At 65.3% G+C, this 13,022-nt stretch carries 25 protein-coding genes; 11 read left to right on the top strand and 14 right to left on the bottom strand.

What is annotated here, in order from left to right:
* The first annotated feature begins 1 nt into the window (after position 1).
* The 10 genes from NXI30_04535 to NXI30_04580 all read left to right on the top strand — a co-directional run bounded on the left by NXI30_04535 (position 2) and on the right by NXI30_04580 (position 6,600).
* Positions 2 to 2,983, top strand: coding sequence for a hypothetical protein (locus tag NXI30_04535; GenBank protein MCR9093461.1), 2,982 nt, complete (start codon positions 2 to 4; stop codon positions 2,981 to 2,983).
* Between the two features lie 185 nt (positions 2,984 to 3,168).
* Complete coding sequence (locus tag NXI30_04540) at positions 3,169 to 4,089, top strand: hypothetical protein (protein MCR9093462.1); 921 nt, start codon at positions 3,169 to 3,171, stop codon at positions 4,087 to 4,089.
* Positions 4,089 to 4,577, top strand: coding sequence for a hypothetical protein (locus tag NXI30_04545; protein MCR9093463.1), 489 nt, complete (start codon positions 4,089 to 4,091; stop codon positions 4,575 to 4,577). Before NXI30_04540 ends, NXI30_04545 begins: the two co-directional genes overlap by 1 nt.
* Positions 4,577 to 4,912 carry a hypothetical protein gene (locus NXI30_04550; GenBank protein MCR9093464.1) on the top strand — a complete coding sequence of 112 codons (336 nt, stop codon included), beginning with the start codon at positions 4,577 to 4,579 and terminating at the stop codon, positions 4,910 to 4,912. Before NXI30_04545 ends, NXI30_04550 begins: the two co-directional genes overlap by 1 nt.
* On the top strand, positions 4,905 to 5,192 hold the full coding sequence (locus NXI30_04555; GenBank protein MCR9093465.1) for a hypothetical protein: 288 nt from the start codon (positions 4,905 to 4,907) through the stop codon (positions 5,190 to 5,192). The genes NXI30_04550 and NXI30_04555 overlap by 8 nt, the downstream gene beginning before the upstream one ends.
* Complete coding sequence (locus tag NXI30_04560) at positions 5,189 to 5,341, top strand: hypothetical protein (protein ID MCR9093466.1); 153 nt, start codon at positions 5,189 to 5,191, stop codon at positions 5,339 to 5,341. The genes NXI30_04555 and NXI30_04560 overlap by 4 nt, the downstream gene beginning before the upstream one ends.
* Positions 5,338 to 5,664, top strand: coding sequence for a D-Ala-D-Ala carboxypeptidase family metallohydrolase (locus NXI30_04565; protein ID MCR9093467.1), 327 nt, complete (start codon positions 5,338 to 5,340; stop codon positions 5,662 to 5,664). The genes NXI30_04560 and NXI30_04565 overlap by 4 nt, the downstream gene beginning before the upstream one ends.
* A gap of 5 nt (positions 5,665 to 5,669) precedes the next feature.
* Positions 5,670 to 5,855 carry a hypothetical protein gene (locus NXI30_04570; protein ID MCR9093468.1) on the top strand — a complete coding sequence of 62 codons (186 nt, stop codon included), beginning with the start codon at positions 5,670 to 5,672 and terminating at the stop codon, positions 5,853 to 5,855.
* A 159-nt stretch (positions 5,856 to 6,014) separates the two neighbouring features.
* Positions 6,015 to 6,242, top strand: coding sequence for a hypothetical protein (locus NXI30_04575; GenBank protein MCR9093469.1), 228 nt, complete (start codon positions 6,015 to 6,017; stop codon positions 6,240 to 6,242).
* On the top strand, positions 6,226 to 6,600 hold the full coding sequence (locus NXI30_04580; protein MCR9093470.1) for a PEP-CTERM sorting domain-containing protein: 375 nt from the start codon (positions 6,226 to 6,228) through the stop codon (positions 6,598 to 6,600). Before NXI30_04575 ends, NXI30_04580 begins: the two co-directional genes overlap by 17 nt.
* A gap of 63 nt (positions 6,601 to 6,663) precedes the next feature.
* On the opposite strand, the gene NXI30_04585 is transcribed toward NXI30_04580, so the two are convergent.
* The 9 genes from NXI30_04585 to NXI30_04625 are packed head-to-tail and all read right to left on the bottom strand — an operon-like array spanning position 6,664 to position 9,783.
* Positions 6,664 to 6,852, bottom strand: coding sequence for a hypothetical protein (locus NXI30_04585; protein ID MCR9093471.1), 189 nt, complete (start codon positions 6,850 to 6,852; stop codon positions 6,664 to 6,666).
* Positions 6,845 to 7,000, bottom strand: coding sequence for a hypothetical protein (locus NXI30_04590; protein ID MCR9093472.1), 156 nt, complete (start codon positions 6,998 to 7,000; stop codon positions 6,845 to 6,847). The genes NXI30_04585 and NXI30_04590 overlap by 8 nt, the downstream gene beginning before the upstream one ends.
* Positions 6,993 to 7,916 carry a hypothetical protein gene (locus NXI30_04595; GenBank protein MCR9093473.1) on the bottom strand — a complete coding sequence of 308 codons (924 nt, stop codon included), beginning with the start codon at positions 7,914 to 7,916 and terminating at the stop codon, positions 6,993 to 6,995. The genes NXI30_04590 and NXI30_04595 overlap by 8 nt, the downstream gene beginning before the upstream one ends.
* On the bottom strand, positions 7,916 to 8,506 hold the full coding sequence (locus NXI30_04600) for a hypothetical protein (protein MCR9093474.1): 591 nt from the start codon (positions 8,504 to 8,506) through the stop codon (positions 7,916 to 7,918). Before NXI30_04600 ends, NXI30_04595 begins: the two co-directional genes overlap by 1 nt.
* Positions 8,499 to 8,777, bottom strand: coding sequence for a hypothetical protein (locus NXI30_04605; protein ID MCR9093475.1), 279 nt, complete (start codon positions 8,775 to 8,777; stop codon positions 8,499 to 8,501). The genes NXI30_04600 and NXI30_04605 overlap by 8 nt, the downstream gene beginning before the upstream one ends.
* Positions 8,774 to 8,962 carry a hypothetical protein gene (locus tag NXI30_04610; protein MCR9093476.1) on the bottom strand — a complete coding sequence of 63 codons (189 nt, stop codon included), beginning with the start codon at positions 8,960 to 8,962 and terminating at the stop codon, positions 8,774 to 8,776. Before NXI30_04610 ends, NXI30_04605 begins: the two co-directional genes overlap by 4 nt.
* Before the next feature lie 10 nt (positions 8,963 to 8,972).
* Positions 8,973 to 9,188 (bottom strand): hypothetical protein, encoded by a 216-nt coding sequence (locus NXI30_04615; protein MCR9093477.1) that lies wholly within the window; start codon positions 9,186 to 9,188, stop codon positions 8,973 to 8,975.
* A gap of 3 nt (positions 9,189 to 9,191) precedes the next feature.
* Entirely contained in the window at positions 9,192 to 9,560 is a 369-nt protein-coding gene (locus NXI30_04620) for a hypothetical protein (GenBank protein ID MCR9093478.1), read from the bottom strand.
* Positions 9,553 to 9,783 carry a helix-turn-helix domain-containing protein gene (locus NXI30_04625; GenBank protein ID MCR9093479.1) on the bottom strand — a complete coding sequence of 77 codons (231 nt, stop codon included), beginning with the start codon at positions 9,781 to 9,783 and terminating at the stop codon, positions 9,553 to 9,555. Before NXI30_04625 ends, NXI30_04620 begins: the two co-directional genes overlap by 8 nt.
* A gap of 56 nt (positions 9,784 to 9,839) precedes the next feature.
* Here NXI30_04625 and NXI30_04630 point away from each other — a divergent pair, with 56 nt between their 5' ends.
* Positions 9,840 to 9,989, top strand: coding sequence for a hypothetical protein (locus tag NXI30_04630; GenBank protein MCR9093480.1), 150 nt, complete (start codon positions 9,840 to 9,842; stop codon positions 9,987 to 9,989).
* A 119-nt stretch (positions 9,990 to 10,108) separates the two neighbouring features.
* Here NXI30_04630 and NXI30_04635 read toward each other — a convergent pair whose 3' ends face one another.
* The 5 genes from NXI30_04635 to NXI30_04655 form a co-directional block, all read right to left on the bottom strand.
* Entirely contained in the window at positions 10,109 to 10,285 is a 177-nt protein-coding gene (locus NXI30_04635; GenBank protein MCR9093481.1) for a hypothetical protein, read from the bottom strand.
* Between the two features lie 204 nt (positions 10,286 to 10,489).
* Complete coding sequence (locus tag NXI30_04640) at positions 10,490 to 10,870, bottom strand: hypothetical protein (GenBank protein MCR9093482.1); 381 nt, start codon at positions 10,868 to 10,870, stop codon at positions 10,490 to 10,492.
* The gene (locus NXI30_04645; protein ID MCR9093483.1) at positions 10,863 to 11,864 is read right to left on the bottom strand and encodes a tyrosine-type recombinase/integrase; all 1,002 of its coding nucleotides are present in this window, start codon (positions 11,862 to 11,864) and stop codon (positions 10,863 to 10,865) included. Before NXI30_04645 ends, NXI30_04640 begins: the two co-directional genes overlap by 8 nt.
* A 152-nt stretch (positions 11,865 to 12,016) precedes the next feature.
* The gene (locus NXI30_04650) at positions 12,017 to 12,295 is read right to left on the bottom strand and encodes a helix-turn-helix domain-containing protein (GenBank protein MCR9093484.1); all 279 of its coding nucleotides are present in this window, start codon (positions 12,293 to 12,295) and stop codon (positions 12,017 to 12,019) included.
* Positions 12,296 to 12,317: 22 nt separating this feature from the next.
* Positions 12,318 to 13,019 (bottom strand): hypothetical protein, encoded by a 702-nt coding sequence (locus tag NXI30_04655; protein MCR9093485.1) that lies wholly within the window; start codon positions 13,017 to 13,019, stop codon positions 12,318 to 12,320.
* Positions 13,020 to 13,022: the final 3 nt, after the last annotated feature.

The raw sequence follows: 13,022 nt of genomic DNA on the forward strand, positions 1-13,022 counted from the left end.
AATGGCACGAACGATTCGATTCTTGGCGGTGGCCCTCGCGCTGCTGTTCGCGGTGCCCGGCTGGTCGGCGCCGCAGGCCAACGGCGGGCGGATCTCGGGTGGCATCACCGAATGGACGATCACTTTCTTCGCCGGGGACACGTCGGAGTCGAAGTTCCTGGACGTGGGCGGGCAGTGTTCGGTGCGCGTCAACCACAGTGGCACCGGCACCGTCGAACTTTGGCAGGTCGCCGACAGCAGCGTCGCAGCGACGAGCGGAACGCAGGTCGGCTCCGATTTCACGACTTCGACGACGACTGCGACGACGTTCGCTCCGGGCACGTTCGGCGTCAAAGCCATCGCGACGACGGCTTCTCCGGACACCGTGATGAAGATCGAGTGCTCGAGGGTGCAGCAGGTGGGGGGCGGCGGCACTACCCCTTTCGACTCGTGCCGCTCTGGGGTCAGGGGCGGCGGATTCGATTCGGCGACGGGTCAGTATGCTTGGACCTGCGCAGGCACGGCATGGACTTCTGGCACGACTTTCTTGGACTGCGACGGAGAGGCTTCGACGACGAGCGGGACGGACGGGCGATGCTGGGCTGACGGCGAGCGCCCGATGGTCGACGAGACTCTCGAGGCGTTCATGCTGGCTCACGATGCGACGCTGCCGGGCGGCACGATCTACGTGCCTCTGTTCGCGGGTGAGGACCACGCGATCTACGTCTTCGAGGAGTGCGACGGTGACGACTGCCCACTGATCCAGCAGGGGTACAGCGACCGCCGAAAGAATCAGCCGAACCGGACGGCCTACATCACGGCGACCCACGGCCGAAGATTCGTCGCCGAGACCCCGTGCCGAGTCGATCCACTCACTGATCGGCGAACGGGCGTCTGCTTGGTCGACAACACCGACGATGGCACGGAGTCCGGATCCTGGGTCTTTCGGCATGGACTCGACCAGGAGGCGAGGTACTGCATCCCGACGAGCACGACGGATCCGACCTGCGACGTGGATGCGGCGGGCGTCGCCCCGTTTGATATGCCGACTCACGCCCTAGCCGGAGTCTCTTCCTCGGTGGACGAAATCACGCCTAGCACCTCCGGGAACGGCGGATACGGGGCGCTTTGCCTGGACAACGCAATCACGAGTTCGGTGGCGACAACGAAAGGTGTTTGCCGAGGAGACCCGCGCATTCGCTGCACGGTTGCAGGGTCGAGCTCGAGACTCACGACGACGACGGGAGGATGCGATTTCGGAGCGGGTGGCGACCTGGGGCCGTGCGAGGGGTTCGTCGACTACATCGAGCACGCGGTCGAGACTCTCGGAGAAGAACATTACATCGGCTTGAGGCTGACAAACTTCAATGAGGACGGGAGCACGGCCTCGAACGGCCAACAGTTCCACAAGCTGCCGGTGGAATCGGTCATCGCTGGGACGTGCGGGCAGGGGACGTGCGAGGGCGGAGACGACGCAGGTCAACCGTGCGACACCAACGGCCAATGTGAAGGCGGCGGCACTTGCGCCAATGTCGACGAAGGCGCGTTCGTTCGCCTGGGAATCGACGGCGACGAGCCGTTGTTCAGACTGTGGCCGTACATGACCGACGAGATTTCACCTTCTGGCCTCTGCTCGGGCGGAACAGATGCAGGCGAGCTCTGCTACACGGATTCGCATTGCGACGGCGGCGGGGTCTGCGAAGGCGCGCTGACGGTCAACCAGGTCGATTTGCTCGACCAAGACGCACGCGACATGGGTCCTGGTTATGCATTCGAGAACTTCGGATTCATGCCTAACAACCCCCTGGGTCGAGACTCGTCTCTCGCTTCGGCCGATTGTCTTCTCGGCACCGAGGCTGCGTGTGACGAGCGCCCGCTAATCGGCTTCATGTCGGCCGACGGCGGAGGGCACAGATCCAGCCGATACATCCGATGCTCCGAGGACGATTCCAAGTCTTGCCTCGACGGTCAGGTTCCCGGTCTCGGAGCGAAGATCCATGATTGGGTCGCGTCCGACGCACGGCAGGGATTGATCGCGGACCTGTCTCGGTGGGACTTCGACAATTCTCTGATCGAGGACACGACGATGGACGGTGGTCTGTTCGCCATCTTCGTTTCTGGATCGCGGGTCTGCAATTTCACGATGCGGAACGTCCGCGCTGCCTACGCGGTCAGCGGGTCTTACGCAAAGAACGTCCAAATCTGCGACTTCACGCTCGATGGGGGGTACTTCGATCAGGGCATGTTTCGCCTCCGAAACCCCGTGAACTGGACGATCGACCACGGCCAGGTCGGCGGCCTAGCAGGGCATTTTGCTGTGATCGGCGCCGAGGACGAGACGAAGATTCGCGGCTTGACGTTCAGCGAAATCAACGCCTTCGGGCACTCTGCGCCGATCATCAGTAGCAGCTTCGGCCCCGATCGATCGAAGAGCTTCATCGCGGTCACTCAGTCCGTTGTGGCCGCCGACCAGCAACAGGGTGAGCTCGAAGACATCGTGTTCGACGCGATCAAGGTCGAATCGACGTTGCCGGAGGTGATCCTCGTCCATTTCGATGCGGGGGACGACAATGCGGCTGGAGGTGCGACCGCGACTGACTTGGGCGTCGAGGAGTACATGCACCAGGTGTCGATTCTGAACTCGAGCCTTACGTCCGCGTCGGGTGCGCTCGTTTCGTTTATGAACGCGGACAGCTCGTCCAACTTCGACGCGGCCGACACGCTTGATTTCCGCACGGCAAGCCGAAGACCCCGGATGCAGAACAACCGTCTGAACGGGGTGCCGGCCGAAGACTTTCCGTACACGCAAGGCGCCGCCGCAGCATTCGGGGACTGCGAGGGCATGAGCTATGGATCGGTCGTCGCGGTCTACGACGACACGGCCATCGGCGCTTGCACGGATGCGGGAGCCGACGGGGTTCTCGACGGCGGTGGCACCGCACAGAGCGTGTGCAAGTGCGATCCGTCCGGTGATTCCGGAGATGGAGCCTGGTCCCCTATGTAGGCATACAGGCAGCGTCCGAGGATCCATTCGACCTGAGCGTCTACGCGAGCGAGCTCAACGCGGTTCACGGCAGCCCCGCCAACTGGCCGGAGTGGCCGACGGAGCCGACGATCACGAGCGGGCCGACCGCGCAGACCGACTGCTCGGGCCTCCAGACGGCGGTCGGCATCGCTGGCCGGCACTCGGTGATCGAAACCGGGGTCACGATCGGAAGCTCCGGGACACCCTGCGTCCTCACGTTCGCGTCGAACACCAAGCTCGAGATGCAGGGGACCGCCTTCCTCTGGGGCCGGTACATCATCAACACCGCGATCAGCAACGTAGAGATCACCGGCGGTGAAGCGAACGTCGGGACCGTCTTCTCCACGGTCAACGGCGACGACGTTCTGGTCGAGCAGGGCGTCTACACCTCGACGAGCGGCCCGGTCTTCTACGTGGGCAACTCCGGAGGTGGACCGACCGCCCGCGTCTCGATCGTGTCGAACGAGATATCCGCCGGATCCTATGCCGTCCTGGCGGACCCCGGCGCGGTGCCGAATCACGTCGACCTGATGGTCGTGAACAACGACATCACCTGCGCGACGGCGACGGACGAAGCCTGCGTGCGCGTGCAGGACGGCGACGGAGTGACCTATCTGGCGAATCGCGCCTTCAATACGGTGGGGCTGAAGTCCTGCTTCCGCATGTACGACGGGTCCGTCAACGCGCTCATGGCCGGCAACGTCTGCGTGAACGTGAACGGTCTCGCCGCGTTCGAGATTTACTCCACCGGAGAGGTTGGCGGCCCGACGGATCACCGGGGCGACATCGACAACGTCCACATCCTCAACAATCGGCACTTCTACTCCGGAACATGGTCCGGCGTGACCTCCGTCTTCGGTGGGCAAGCGGCGGGCAGCGGCGGCCCCGGGCCGTATACCTGCGGCGACTTCTTCTCGAGCGGGAACCAGCTCATCAGCAGCAACGATGCGACCTACGTCGAATCCGTGGCGAGTTGCTCCGGTTACACGGAAGACACGAGCGGAGACCGAGACCTGGACCTGGACGATGCGCCCTACAACGGATCGCCTCCTGACTGCTCAACCCTCGGATGTGGGCCTTCGTGATGTCCGCCTGCCCCGAATCGCCGAAGGTCCCGAACCCGCCGCCCACGATCGGCGGCCCGTTCTACGACTGCGGCATGGGCCCGGTGGGCTTCCGCTCTCCTTCGCCGATGAATCTGCCACACGGGTTCGGTGACAACGGTCTGTTGAACGGATCGAGTACCTGCATCCTGCCGTTCACGCCGCAGGGGTGGTGGGCTGGGAACGGTCAGCCTGACCTGCCGAACATCAAGATCACCGACAGCAACCGCATCATCCACAACGCGGCGATTTTCCCCGGCGATGTCGTCTTCTACGGGAAGAACGTCGAGTGGATAAGTCAGCCGGGCTTCGGCGCGATCGAGGGCGAGTACCGCTGTGCAGAGAGCGCCGAGAACATCTCGGTCGACGGCGTGTGTCTCTGCCCGGTGCCGGAGCCGGGGTTGCTCTCTGCGCTCGCGGTGGGGCTACTCGGGCTCGTGTTGGGCGTGCAGAAGCGAGGGAAGAAGTGATGGGCGGTAGCCCGGTGATCGACAAGCAGACGGGAATCAGCATCGGACTCGCGCTCACGCTGGCCGCGGCGGTGGGCGCTTTCACGCTGGACGTGAAGGAGGACATCACGCGGCTCGACGAGCGACAGAGCGTCATCAAGGCGGACACGGACAAGATTCCGTCGATCGAGAAGAGCATCTCGTCGATCCGAACGACGGTGAATCGTATCGAGGCTGCCAACGATTCGGCTTTCTCGTGGAAGAAGCCGGACATGGAAGTGTGGTGCCTTCGGACGGAGCGCAAGAATGACGGTTGGATCTGCGCCGACCCCTACACGGTTCGGAACGATGATTGACCGGCCGCTCGTCAAGGATCTCGTGATCCTGTTCCTGGCGATCTGGCTTGTGGCTCTCTCCGGATACTCGTGGTTTCGCAGCGCGACGCTGGGAAACGAGCTGCTCGACCGCGCGCTTGCGGCCTCCGAACGCTCTCTCGAGCTGCGGGATCTGGTCGTCGAGAACAACCGCATGAGCTTGTTCTTCAAGCACGACGTAGCGGCGCTCTGCCGGGCGACCGGGGCCGCTTGCTCATCGGACACGCTGGGGACGCGCGAGCCGTGGGAGTCCGAGCCGTGAAGCAAGCCGCCGCCATCGTCGTCGCCCTGGTGCCGCTGGCCGTGGCGGTGGTCGAGTACCGGCACGCGAAGGCGGCGAAGAGCGAGACGGTCGAGGTGGCGCGCGTGCTCTCGGAGGCGTGCCTGCGAACGAACGAGGTGAGGCCATGAGACAAGCGAAGACGCCGGCCGAGTTCGACGCCGACTGCCGCGAGATCGAGGCCGCCTTCCCGGCGCTCTGGCAGACGAGCGGATACCGCAGCGCGGAGCGGAACGCCGAGGTCGGCGGGCACCCGGAATCCGACCACGTGATCGGGATGGCCCGCGACTACTGCGCGCGAACGCTCGAGGAGCTCCATGCGGCCGAGGATTTCGCCGAGAGTCTCGGGCTCTGGGCATTGGTTCACGACAAGGGTTCCGGGATGCACCTGCACGTGCAGGGCACTCAGCCGGGGCCGCTGCCCGCTTGGTGGGTGGCGAAATACAAGGGGTGAGAGAGATGAAGGGATGGAAGACTGCGCTGGTGGCGCTGCTGATCGTGATCTTTGGAGGTCTCCAGACGTTCTTCGAGAGCGTCGAGATGGACACGAGCACGCAGGGCTGGGTACTCATGGGGATCGGTGTCGTGATGACGACGCTTCGCGCGATGACGAGCACGCCGATCTTCCAGGACGATGCCGAGTGAGCCTCGAATGGGTCCTCGGGCTCGTGGGAGGCGCTCTCGTGGCGCTCTTCGGCGGGCTGGGGTGGTCGCAGGTCCGGAAGCACGGTCGCGCGTTAGAGCGCCGTGAGCGGGCCGAGGAGGAGCGCGATGAAGCGGTCAGCGAAGCGGAGAGGGCGGCACGTGCTCCCCTGTCTGGGCCTCAGTCTGTCGATGCTCTTCGGCGCCTGCGCGACGACTAGCCCGGTGGGGGCCATCCGGTGCCCGGCGCCGAACACGGCCGAGATCGACGACTACGCGCTGATCGTCGAGGCAGATCCCGACCGTCCGGCGGTGCGCTGGGTGGCGAGGGTCATTTCCTATTGTTGGCCTGATGAGGCCGACGAGGTGCGGCGTGCCGACGCTCGATGACCTCGCGGAGTACGCCGCCAATTTCGAGTGTCCGCCGCCTCCGCCGCCCCGTCCGCCGTTCCAATACATCCTGCACATGCAGGTGCCGGGTGACGCGACGACGCCGCTGGAGCGGATCTGGCAGCCCGGGGACACGATCGAGCAGCCGATCTACGAGGGGATCATCGACGCGCCGGGTGGGGGAACCTGTGTTGTGTGGCGGGCTCGCCTGATTCGGGCGGGGGCCGAGGCATCGCCTACGGCGTCGTTTATGACGCATCCGGAGTGTCTGCCGGTTCCGGAGCCTTCGGTTTCGGCTTCGCTTCCGATCGCGCTTCTGGCCGCTTCCGTGCTCGTTCGTCTGCGGCGTCGCGCGTAGCCTTCCGCTTCCGGTCGGCGTGGTAGCGGCGCCACGAATCTTGGTCGCAGGGGCCGAGGTTGCTCACGGGGTGGCGGCCTTCACGCGGGCGAGTGCTGCTACGACGCTCTCCCGAGCAAACGGGCGGTCGAGGGTAACGTAGGCTTCAACCGCCGCGATCAGGGCCTCGACCGCCTCCTTCGGCGCGGGGTGGCGCTTCCGCCTTGCTTTCGAGCAGTCGTCGCATTGAAGGCTGTGCAGACAGTCACCCATCGTCCGCCTCCCGCGCGGCCTCAATTGCTCTGGTGAGTCGCGCATCGGCGGTCAGGAAGTCGTCGCGGTGCGCGGTGCTTGCGAAGAGCAGGATTCGCACGGCCTCCGCAGTCGCGACGATCAACTCGTCTCGCGTCTTCTCATCCATCGCTCTCCGCCTCCCGCGCGGAGTCGATCTCGTCTTCAAGCTCTTCCCACTCCTCGGCGGAGAGCATGACGCTGGGGCCAGTTTCGACGAGATCAGAGACGATCCGCTTCGGGTTGCCGCCGTTGATCGCTTCGCCTAGCCAGCCGTTCAGGAAGCACTGCGACTCGTAGAGCTGCTCGCGCACCTTCCGTAGCTTCAGGGTGTCCGGGTGCGCCTCGCCCTCCGCCGCAGCAACCTCGTCGAGAGTCATCGGCCGACCTCCGTGCTCCGCCGCGGGCTGGGGCTCGTCATCATCGAACAGGTTTCTGTACGGACGGTTCTCGCCTTCACGCCTCGGGTTCGATTCACACATCTCTTCGGGCTGGGGCTCGAGCGAGCGGAAGGCTTCGGCATTCTCTTCGAGGTCGTGCCAACGCTTGACCATCGCGGTCCATTCGGCGTCGACTTCGGCAGCCTGCGCGCCCCGGTCGGCGTGCTGATACGCCCACCAGAGGTCGTACATCTCGGCGGCGACGTAGCGTGCTTCGTTCCTCTCGCGCATGAGTCGCGCCACGTCCTGCTCTAGCAAGTCCTCTTGTTGCTTCAGGTCGGCGACCTTGGCGCGGGCTTCGTCCCGTTCGAGGAGAAGGCGAACGTTATGGTCGCCCGTTTTCCGGGCCGCCTCTTGGACGCTGCGGACGCGTTCCTCCGCGGCCTCCGCGCGCTGCTTCTGCGCGCGGTACTTGCGACTTAGCAGCTTCACATCCGTTACGTTGTGGGCTGCCATGAGGCGTTCGTCGAGCGCGTTGTCCTGCTCGGAAATCCGGTCGCGAAGAGTGCGAATGGTGGATTCGTACTCTTGCTCTCGCTGTCTCCAGAGGTCGATTGCCTGCGCTTCCTGTCCAAGCTCGTGGAGCGAGGTCTGGTCGTCATTCATCACGGGTTCCTTTCGTCGTTCCAAGGATGTGCCGCGACAGCGGCATCCACGAGCGCGCGAAGATCCGGCGGGAGTGCCCCGACCGGGGCCATGCGCCACAGGCGGGCCAGAGCCTTCTGAACCTCGTCCCGCTCCGCGATCCGCTGATCGCAGCGAGCCGCCCACTGTTCGGCTCGTGTTGCAGAGCCGTCCGCGCACTCGCGGAGATGGGCAACAGAGCCCTCCAGCTCCTCGACCCGCGCGCGGAGACGGGCGACTTCGGACTCGGCGGATTCGGCGCGAGCTACTGCAACGTCCAGCCCGCCCGAAAGGAGTTTTGCTTCCCCCTTCGCCTCTGCGAGCGCGGCGCGAAGGCGGGCGATCTTGTCGTATGGATTCTTGTCCTCAGGTATGACTCGTAACCGGCGCTCAATCTCTAGCTCTTCGCGAAGATCGGCAATCTCTGCTTCCGCCTCTGCGAGCGCGGAGTAGGGCACCACGGGGCCGTACTCGTTCTCGATCAAGCGGTCCGCCTGGACCTCGCCGGGCTCGCACCGCACGCAGTACCGCTTCACCTCGCCCCCGTCGCCGGCGGATTTCGGGTCAGTCATCGGAACGCCTCCCCAGATTCCCCTTGAGAACGGCCAGTCGGTTCGCGCGCTTCGCGAGCCGCACGGGCAGTCGGTCTCCGGTGTCCGCCCATGCCCAGCGATGCAAGTCGAGCGACGTGAACGCCTTGCGGCCCTCGATCTCCGCCTCTGCCCACGACACGAGCCGGCCGTCGATTCTGTCGATGAGTACGTCGGTGACTCGAATCTCCGGCTTCCACCACGCGCGAAAGCGAGCGAGCCAGTCCTTCGTCGGATCGGCGGGGGCGGTCATGATTCGTCCTTATCGGTCTCGCCAAGCGTGCCGCCAGCAAAACCCTCGTGGTCGGGATCGGCGAAGTTCGCCAGCTCGGCAATGAGGCCGCCGAAGACTTGGAGCCGGTGCCCCACGGCACGCATCTCCTTCGCGACCTTCCGGCCTTCGTCCCGGGCCTCGCGGAGCTTCCGCTTCGCGCGCATCGAATTGGACTCAGGCATCGTCGGCTTCGGCGAGGATGACCGCCTCCCGCAGCTCGGACCGGACGGGGAAGTCGCCCTCTTGCTGCCAGTAGGCTTCTCCAGCCTTGATCGCGTCGGAGAGCGAGCCGGCCGCGACCCTGCGGCTCTCGGTCCCCCCGTCGACTTCGTTACCTTCTTCGTCCTCGTACCACACGTCGAATCGCAGCTCGTAGATTCTTGTTGCCATCAATCACTCCTTCTCGCTGTCTCCCGCGCCAAGCGGCGGGGAGGGGCAATTTGGGTTGTCGCACTGGTACTTGCCGGGGCGAACCACCTGAAGCCACTCGCGGCAATCGCCGCACCGCGCGCCGTGCATCCCCATCTCCGGCCACGTTGTGCCGGGAGGCATCAACCTCTCCCGGAGATCACGCGCAAGCAGCTCGTATCCATCCCTCTCGCACGATTCCGCATACGCCCGGATCGCGGCGGGTGCGTGCGGGTCGTGAGTGAGGTCGAGCACGAAGTAGTCGGCTCCCTCATGCTTCCCGCCCGGCTCATCGGATCCGTCGACCCTCGACACCCTGAACTTCCCGAAGAGACCTCGTGTTCGATCAGCCATCCGTCTTCTCCTTGGGCTCCGCTGCCAGCGCCTTGAACGGATCGACTCCGGCCCACTCGCAAGCCTTCAGGAACACGACGACCGAATGCGGCGCGTAGTCGCCTCGTCGCATCCGAGACAGCGTGTTGAACGAGATCCCCGACGACTTCGCTGCCTCTCGCAGTGTGATTCCGCCTGCGTTGTTGATCGTGGCCTTCAAGGCTGCTTCGAGTCGGCCGCTCATTCCGCCTCCTCCTTGGGCTCCGCTGCGGGCGGGGGAGCGAACCGTGCAGAGCGGTGATGCAGGAACAGGTAGAGAGCGGCGTCGACCGCGTTCTCGCTGGGCGTCGTCCCGTCGAGCGGGCGCAGCACACGGACGAGATCGTCCGCAGCTTCCAGCGCCGCGTGATCGTGGAAGTCGCTCGGAGTAGGACGAGCGGCGCGCTCTAGCCGAGCACATCCCTCGCACGCGACGTTCATCTCGTCGTTCATGGCGTGGTCAGAGATCCAGAAGCCACACTTCCGGCATCGCCAGCCATCGATCACGGTGCATTCCCAGCTCGCCCCACTCACTGCGGGGTGGCCTCGCGGGGAGAGGGGGCGCACTCACAGGCAGCGTTCACGAGGTCGTAGCGCCAGCCGTCCGAGCACGACGCCTCGCAGGCGCGCAGCACCTCGTGGATCGTCGGCTCTCGATCGACGCCGCAGCCGGGGAGGGCGAGGGCGGCGAGGAGCGCGAAGGCCACCTGACCGAACCTCGCCAGATTCCCTAGGCGTTCCGGCCGGTTAGGGCGTTCGTAGACGGGCCTCCGAAGCTGGGGGTCGCGCGTTCGAATCGCGCCCGGGTCACCACCTAACTGCAAGCGGTCACTACTCTTTCTGAGTGGTGGCCGCTTTGCGTTCAAGCGAATGGGCCGGGCTGGGCCGGATGTGGGCCGGGTAGCGGTGGCCTACGAGCGATCGAGCGGAAACCAACCATCCCCGATCATCTCGTCTCGGATTCGCTGCTCGTCGCGAAAAGTCAGCTTCTCTCCGCGGCGCTCGAACTCCGCGTCCATGCGCCGGTTCAGCTCCTCCATGTAGACCGTCCATATCGCGTCATCGCGTCCCCTGATTTCGTCGCGTTCTCGAAGCTGGACGAAGATCCCCTTGTAGAGCGCAAAGACGAAGACAAGGCCGGGAAGCAGAGCCACCCACCCGAGCCCAATCTCGATCGCGATAGCCATGGCTATCGATCCGGCGAATGCCGAGAGTGTCCAGGCTTGGTGACGTTCGACGGCGGGAGGGCGACTGGCGCCGGGAGGGAGAAGCGGGCCGCGGCCATCAGCCATGCTGCACAACCTCGATCCGGAGGAAACCCATATCCTCCTGCTCAGGCTTGATCCAGTGGGAGTAGCGGCGCAGAGTGGTGTCGGGGCTCGCGTGCCCAAGCGCGTGCTGAAGCCATACGATCGACTTCCCGCCCTCGAGCGCCCAGCTGGCGAAGGTGTGCCGACAGCAGTGGAATGAGAGCGGGCGGATCAGCGTTTCGCCGTCATCGTCGACACACCTGGTTTTGAGGCGTCGAAACGCGCGCCCGAAGTTCTTCTCGTCCCACCGTCCTCCCGTCGCGGTCGTGAACACGTAGCCGGGCTCCGACCACAGCCCCTCGCGATCGCGCCGTGACTTGCGGAGCTCGTCGAGCAGGGCCTTCACCTCCGGCGACAGTGGTACGGTGCGAGCCTTATCCGTCTTGGGTGTCTTGATCGTTCCGTGCACGAGGGCGTCGCGAACGCGGATGCCGTCCGGTTGGACGTGCTCCCATCGGAGTGCCAGAAGCTCGCCGCGGCGCATTCCTGTGCAGATGGCTGCCAACAGAACCGGGTAGACGTACGGCTCTCGCTTCTTCGCGATGCCGAGCAGGACCGAAACCTCCTCGCGCGTCCAGGCGTCGACCTCGCGCACTCCCTGGCCCTCGTAGCGGCGGCCGATCCTGCGAACCATGTCACCGCAACGTGCCGCAGGATTCCGTTCGACGAGACCGGCTTCGATGTGAAGCGAGTAGACGCGGCGGAGGGCGGACAGTGCGTTGCGGATCGTGGCGGCCGACTTTCCGGCCTCGAACCGGTCCTCGACGAAGCGCCGCATGTCGTCGCGCGTGAGGGCGCGCAGGTCACGATCGCGGAAGAACTTCACCAGATGACCTTCGATCGATCCGCGATGCGTCTCCTCGGTGCTGGGCGACATCTCTGAGGCGTGCGTCTTGAGCCAGCCCCGGAGAGCCTCGTCGCAGGGCAGGGCACCGCCCACCATCCAGTGGTCCGCGGCCTCCTCCTCGGCGTTCACCTGCGCTGCGATTCGCTCCGCCGATTCCCGGGACTTCGCCTTCCGCTTCGTCTCCTTCTGGCCCTCATAGGTGACGACGTACCAGCCCTTCGAGACGCGCTCGCCCGCCTTGTTCCTCCGAAACAGCTCCCGCGCCTTCGCCCGCATGTGCATCAGCCTACGCCCTTTCGCAGATCACGCACGGTGGCGAGCTCGGAGCGGGAGAGCGGCTCAGCGCGATCCTGCTGTGCCTCCGCGCGCGCGAGGCCCGCGAATCGCTGCACGCTGGCGACGGTCACCATCTTCTTTCCGCATACGCGGCGGGCCTCTAGCTTTCCTTCTTCGAGCAGATTCCGCACCGAGCGATCCCCGACACCGAGCACTGCCGCCGACTCCTTCACGGAGAGCCAGGGCAACGCCTGCCAGTGCTCGATGGATCGCTCGAAGGGCATCAGGCCTCAACCACGTTGCGAGCTATCGCAGGCCGCGAAGCTTCTGAATCTCGAGCTGAATGTTGGAGAGCATCAGGACGACGCCGGGATGGCCCCCGAGGCCCGTGTCCTTCAGGAGGCCCTGAAGCTCCGCGTCTCGGCCGAACTCGAGGAGCGTGGCCTCGGCGCGCTCCCGTACTGCCTGACCATCTGGGCGAGCGTCGATCACCCGGCGCCACTCCGCGTCCTCCTGTTCGAACTGGGCGCGTTGTGCCGCTGTGTGTGCCTCGAGCGCGCGAGCTACATGCTGTTCGGCGGCCGATACGACCTGCAGCTGCTGCTTGGGCGAGAGCTCGATTCCGGCGAGAGCCTCGGCGGCCAGGGCCGCGTCCTCGGCGTTGATCTCTCGGGTTGGGCTCGAGCTGCTCTCGACGAAAGCCTCGGCGGCTTCGAGTAGGGAGTCGCTCGAGATCTCGCTCGTCTCAGTCGCCGCCCCCTCCGCCAGGTCGCCCTTGGACTTCTTCTGGACCCAGTCATTGGCGGGCGGCTCGTCGTCGTCGGACTGCGTCTCGCCGTCCTGTCGTGCGAGGAACTCGTCCCACGACTCGCCGGGCCGGGCGGCGTTCGGCTCGACCGCGAACGCGTCGTCCTGTGCTGCCTCGCTGGCCGCGTCGGCCTCTGCGTTGCCTTGGTCCAGGTCGCCGTAGATCGACCGTCCGATTCTGCCCATGGAATCACTGCTCATGCG

This window comes from bacterium (assembly GCA_024742285.1).
Taxonomy (GTDB): Bacteria; Myxococcota_A; UBA9160; order UBA9160; family UBA4427; genus UBA4427.

Bases quoted from the DNA above. Each gene is read 5' to 3' on its own strand.
- NXI30_04535 (MCR9093461.1), top strand. From the start codon at position 2: ATGGCACGAACGATTCGATTCTTGGCGGTGGCCCTCGCGCTGCTGTTC.
- NXI30_04545 (MCR9093463.1), top strand. From the start codon at position 4,089: ATGTCCGCCTGCCCCGAATCGCCGAAGGTCCCGAACCCGCCGCCCACG.
- NXI30_04550 (MCR9093464.1), top strand. From the start codon at position 4,577: ATGGGCGGTAGCCCGGTGATCGACAAGCAGACGGGAATCAGCATCGGA.
- NXI30_04555 (MCR9093465.1), top strand. From the start codon at position 4,905: ATGATTGACCGGCCGCTCGTCAAGGATCTCGTGATCCTGTTCCTGGCG.
- NXI30_04565 (MCR9093467.1), top strand. From the start codon at position 5,338: ATGAGACAAGCGAAGACGCCGGCCGAGTTCGACGCCGACTGCCGCGAG.
- NXI30_04570 (MCR9093468.1), top strand. From the start codon at position 5,670: ATGAAGGGATGGAAGACTGCGCTGGTGGCGCTGCTGATCGTGATCTTT.
- NXI30_04585 (MCR9093471.1), bottom strand. From the start codon at position 6,852: ATGGGTGACTGTCTGCACAGCCTTCAATGCGACGACTGCTCGAAAGCA.
- NXI30_04590 (MCR9093472.1), bottom strand. From the start codon at position 7,000: ATGGATGAGAAGACGCGAGACGAGTTGATCGTCGCGACTGCGGAGGCC.
- NXI30_04595 (MCR9093473.1), bottom strand. From the start codon at position 7,916: ATGAATGACGACCAGACCTCGCTCCACGAGCTTGGACAGGAAGCGCAG.
- NXI30_04600 (MCR9093474.1), bottom strand. From the start codon at position 8,506: ATGACTGACCCGAAATCCGCCGGCGACGGGGGCGAGGTGAAGCGGTAC.
- NXI30_04605 (MCR9093475.1), bottom strand. From the start codon at position 8,777: ATGACCGCCCCCGCCGATCCGACGAAGGACTGGCTCGCTCGCTTTCGC.
- NXI30_04610 (MCR9093476.1), bottom strand. From the start codon at position 8,962: ATGCGCGCGAAGCGGAAGCTCCGCGAGGCCCGGGACGAAGGCCGGAAG.
- NXI30_04615 (MCR9093477.1), bottom strand. From the start codon at position 9,188: ATGGCAACAAGAATCTACGAGCTGCGATTCGACGTGTGGTACGAGGAC.
- NXI30_04620 (MCR9093478.1), bottom strand. From the start codon at position 9,560: ATGGCTGATCGAACACGAGGTCTCTTCGGGAAGTTCAGGGTGTCGAGG.
- NXI30_04625 (MCR9093479.1), bottom strand. From the start codon at position 9,783: ATGAGCGGCCGACTCGAAGCAGCCTTGAAGGCCACGATCAACAACGCA.
- NXI30_04630 (MCR9093480.1), top strand. From the start codon at position 9,840: ATGCAGGAACAGGTAGAGAGCGGCGTCGACCGCGTTCTCGCTGGGCGT.
- NXI30_04640 (MCR9093482.1), bottom strand. From the start codon at position 10,870: ATGGCTGATGGCCGCGGCCCGCTTCTCCCTCCCGGCGCCAGTCGCCCT.
- NXI30_04650 (MCR9093484.1), bottom strand. From the start codon at position 12,295: ATGCCCTTCGAGCGATCCATCGAGCACTGGCAGGCGTTGCCCTGGCTC.
- NXI30_04655 (MCR9093485.1), bottom strand. From the start codon at position 13,019: ATGAGCAGTGATTCCATGGGCAGAATCGGACGGTCGATCTACGGCGAC.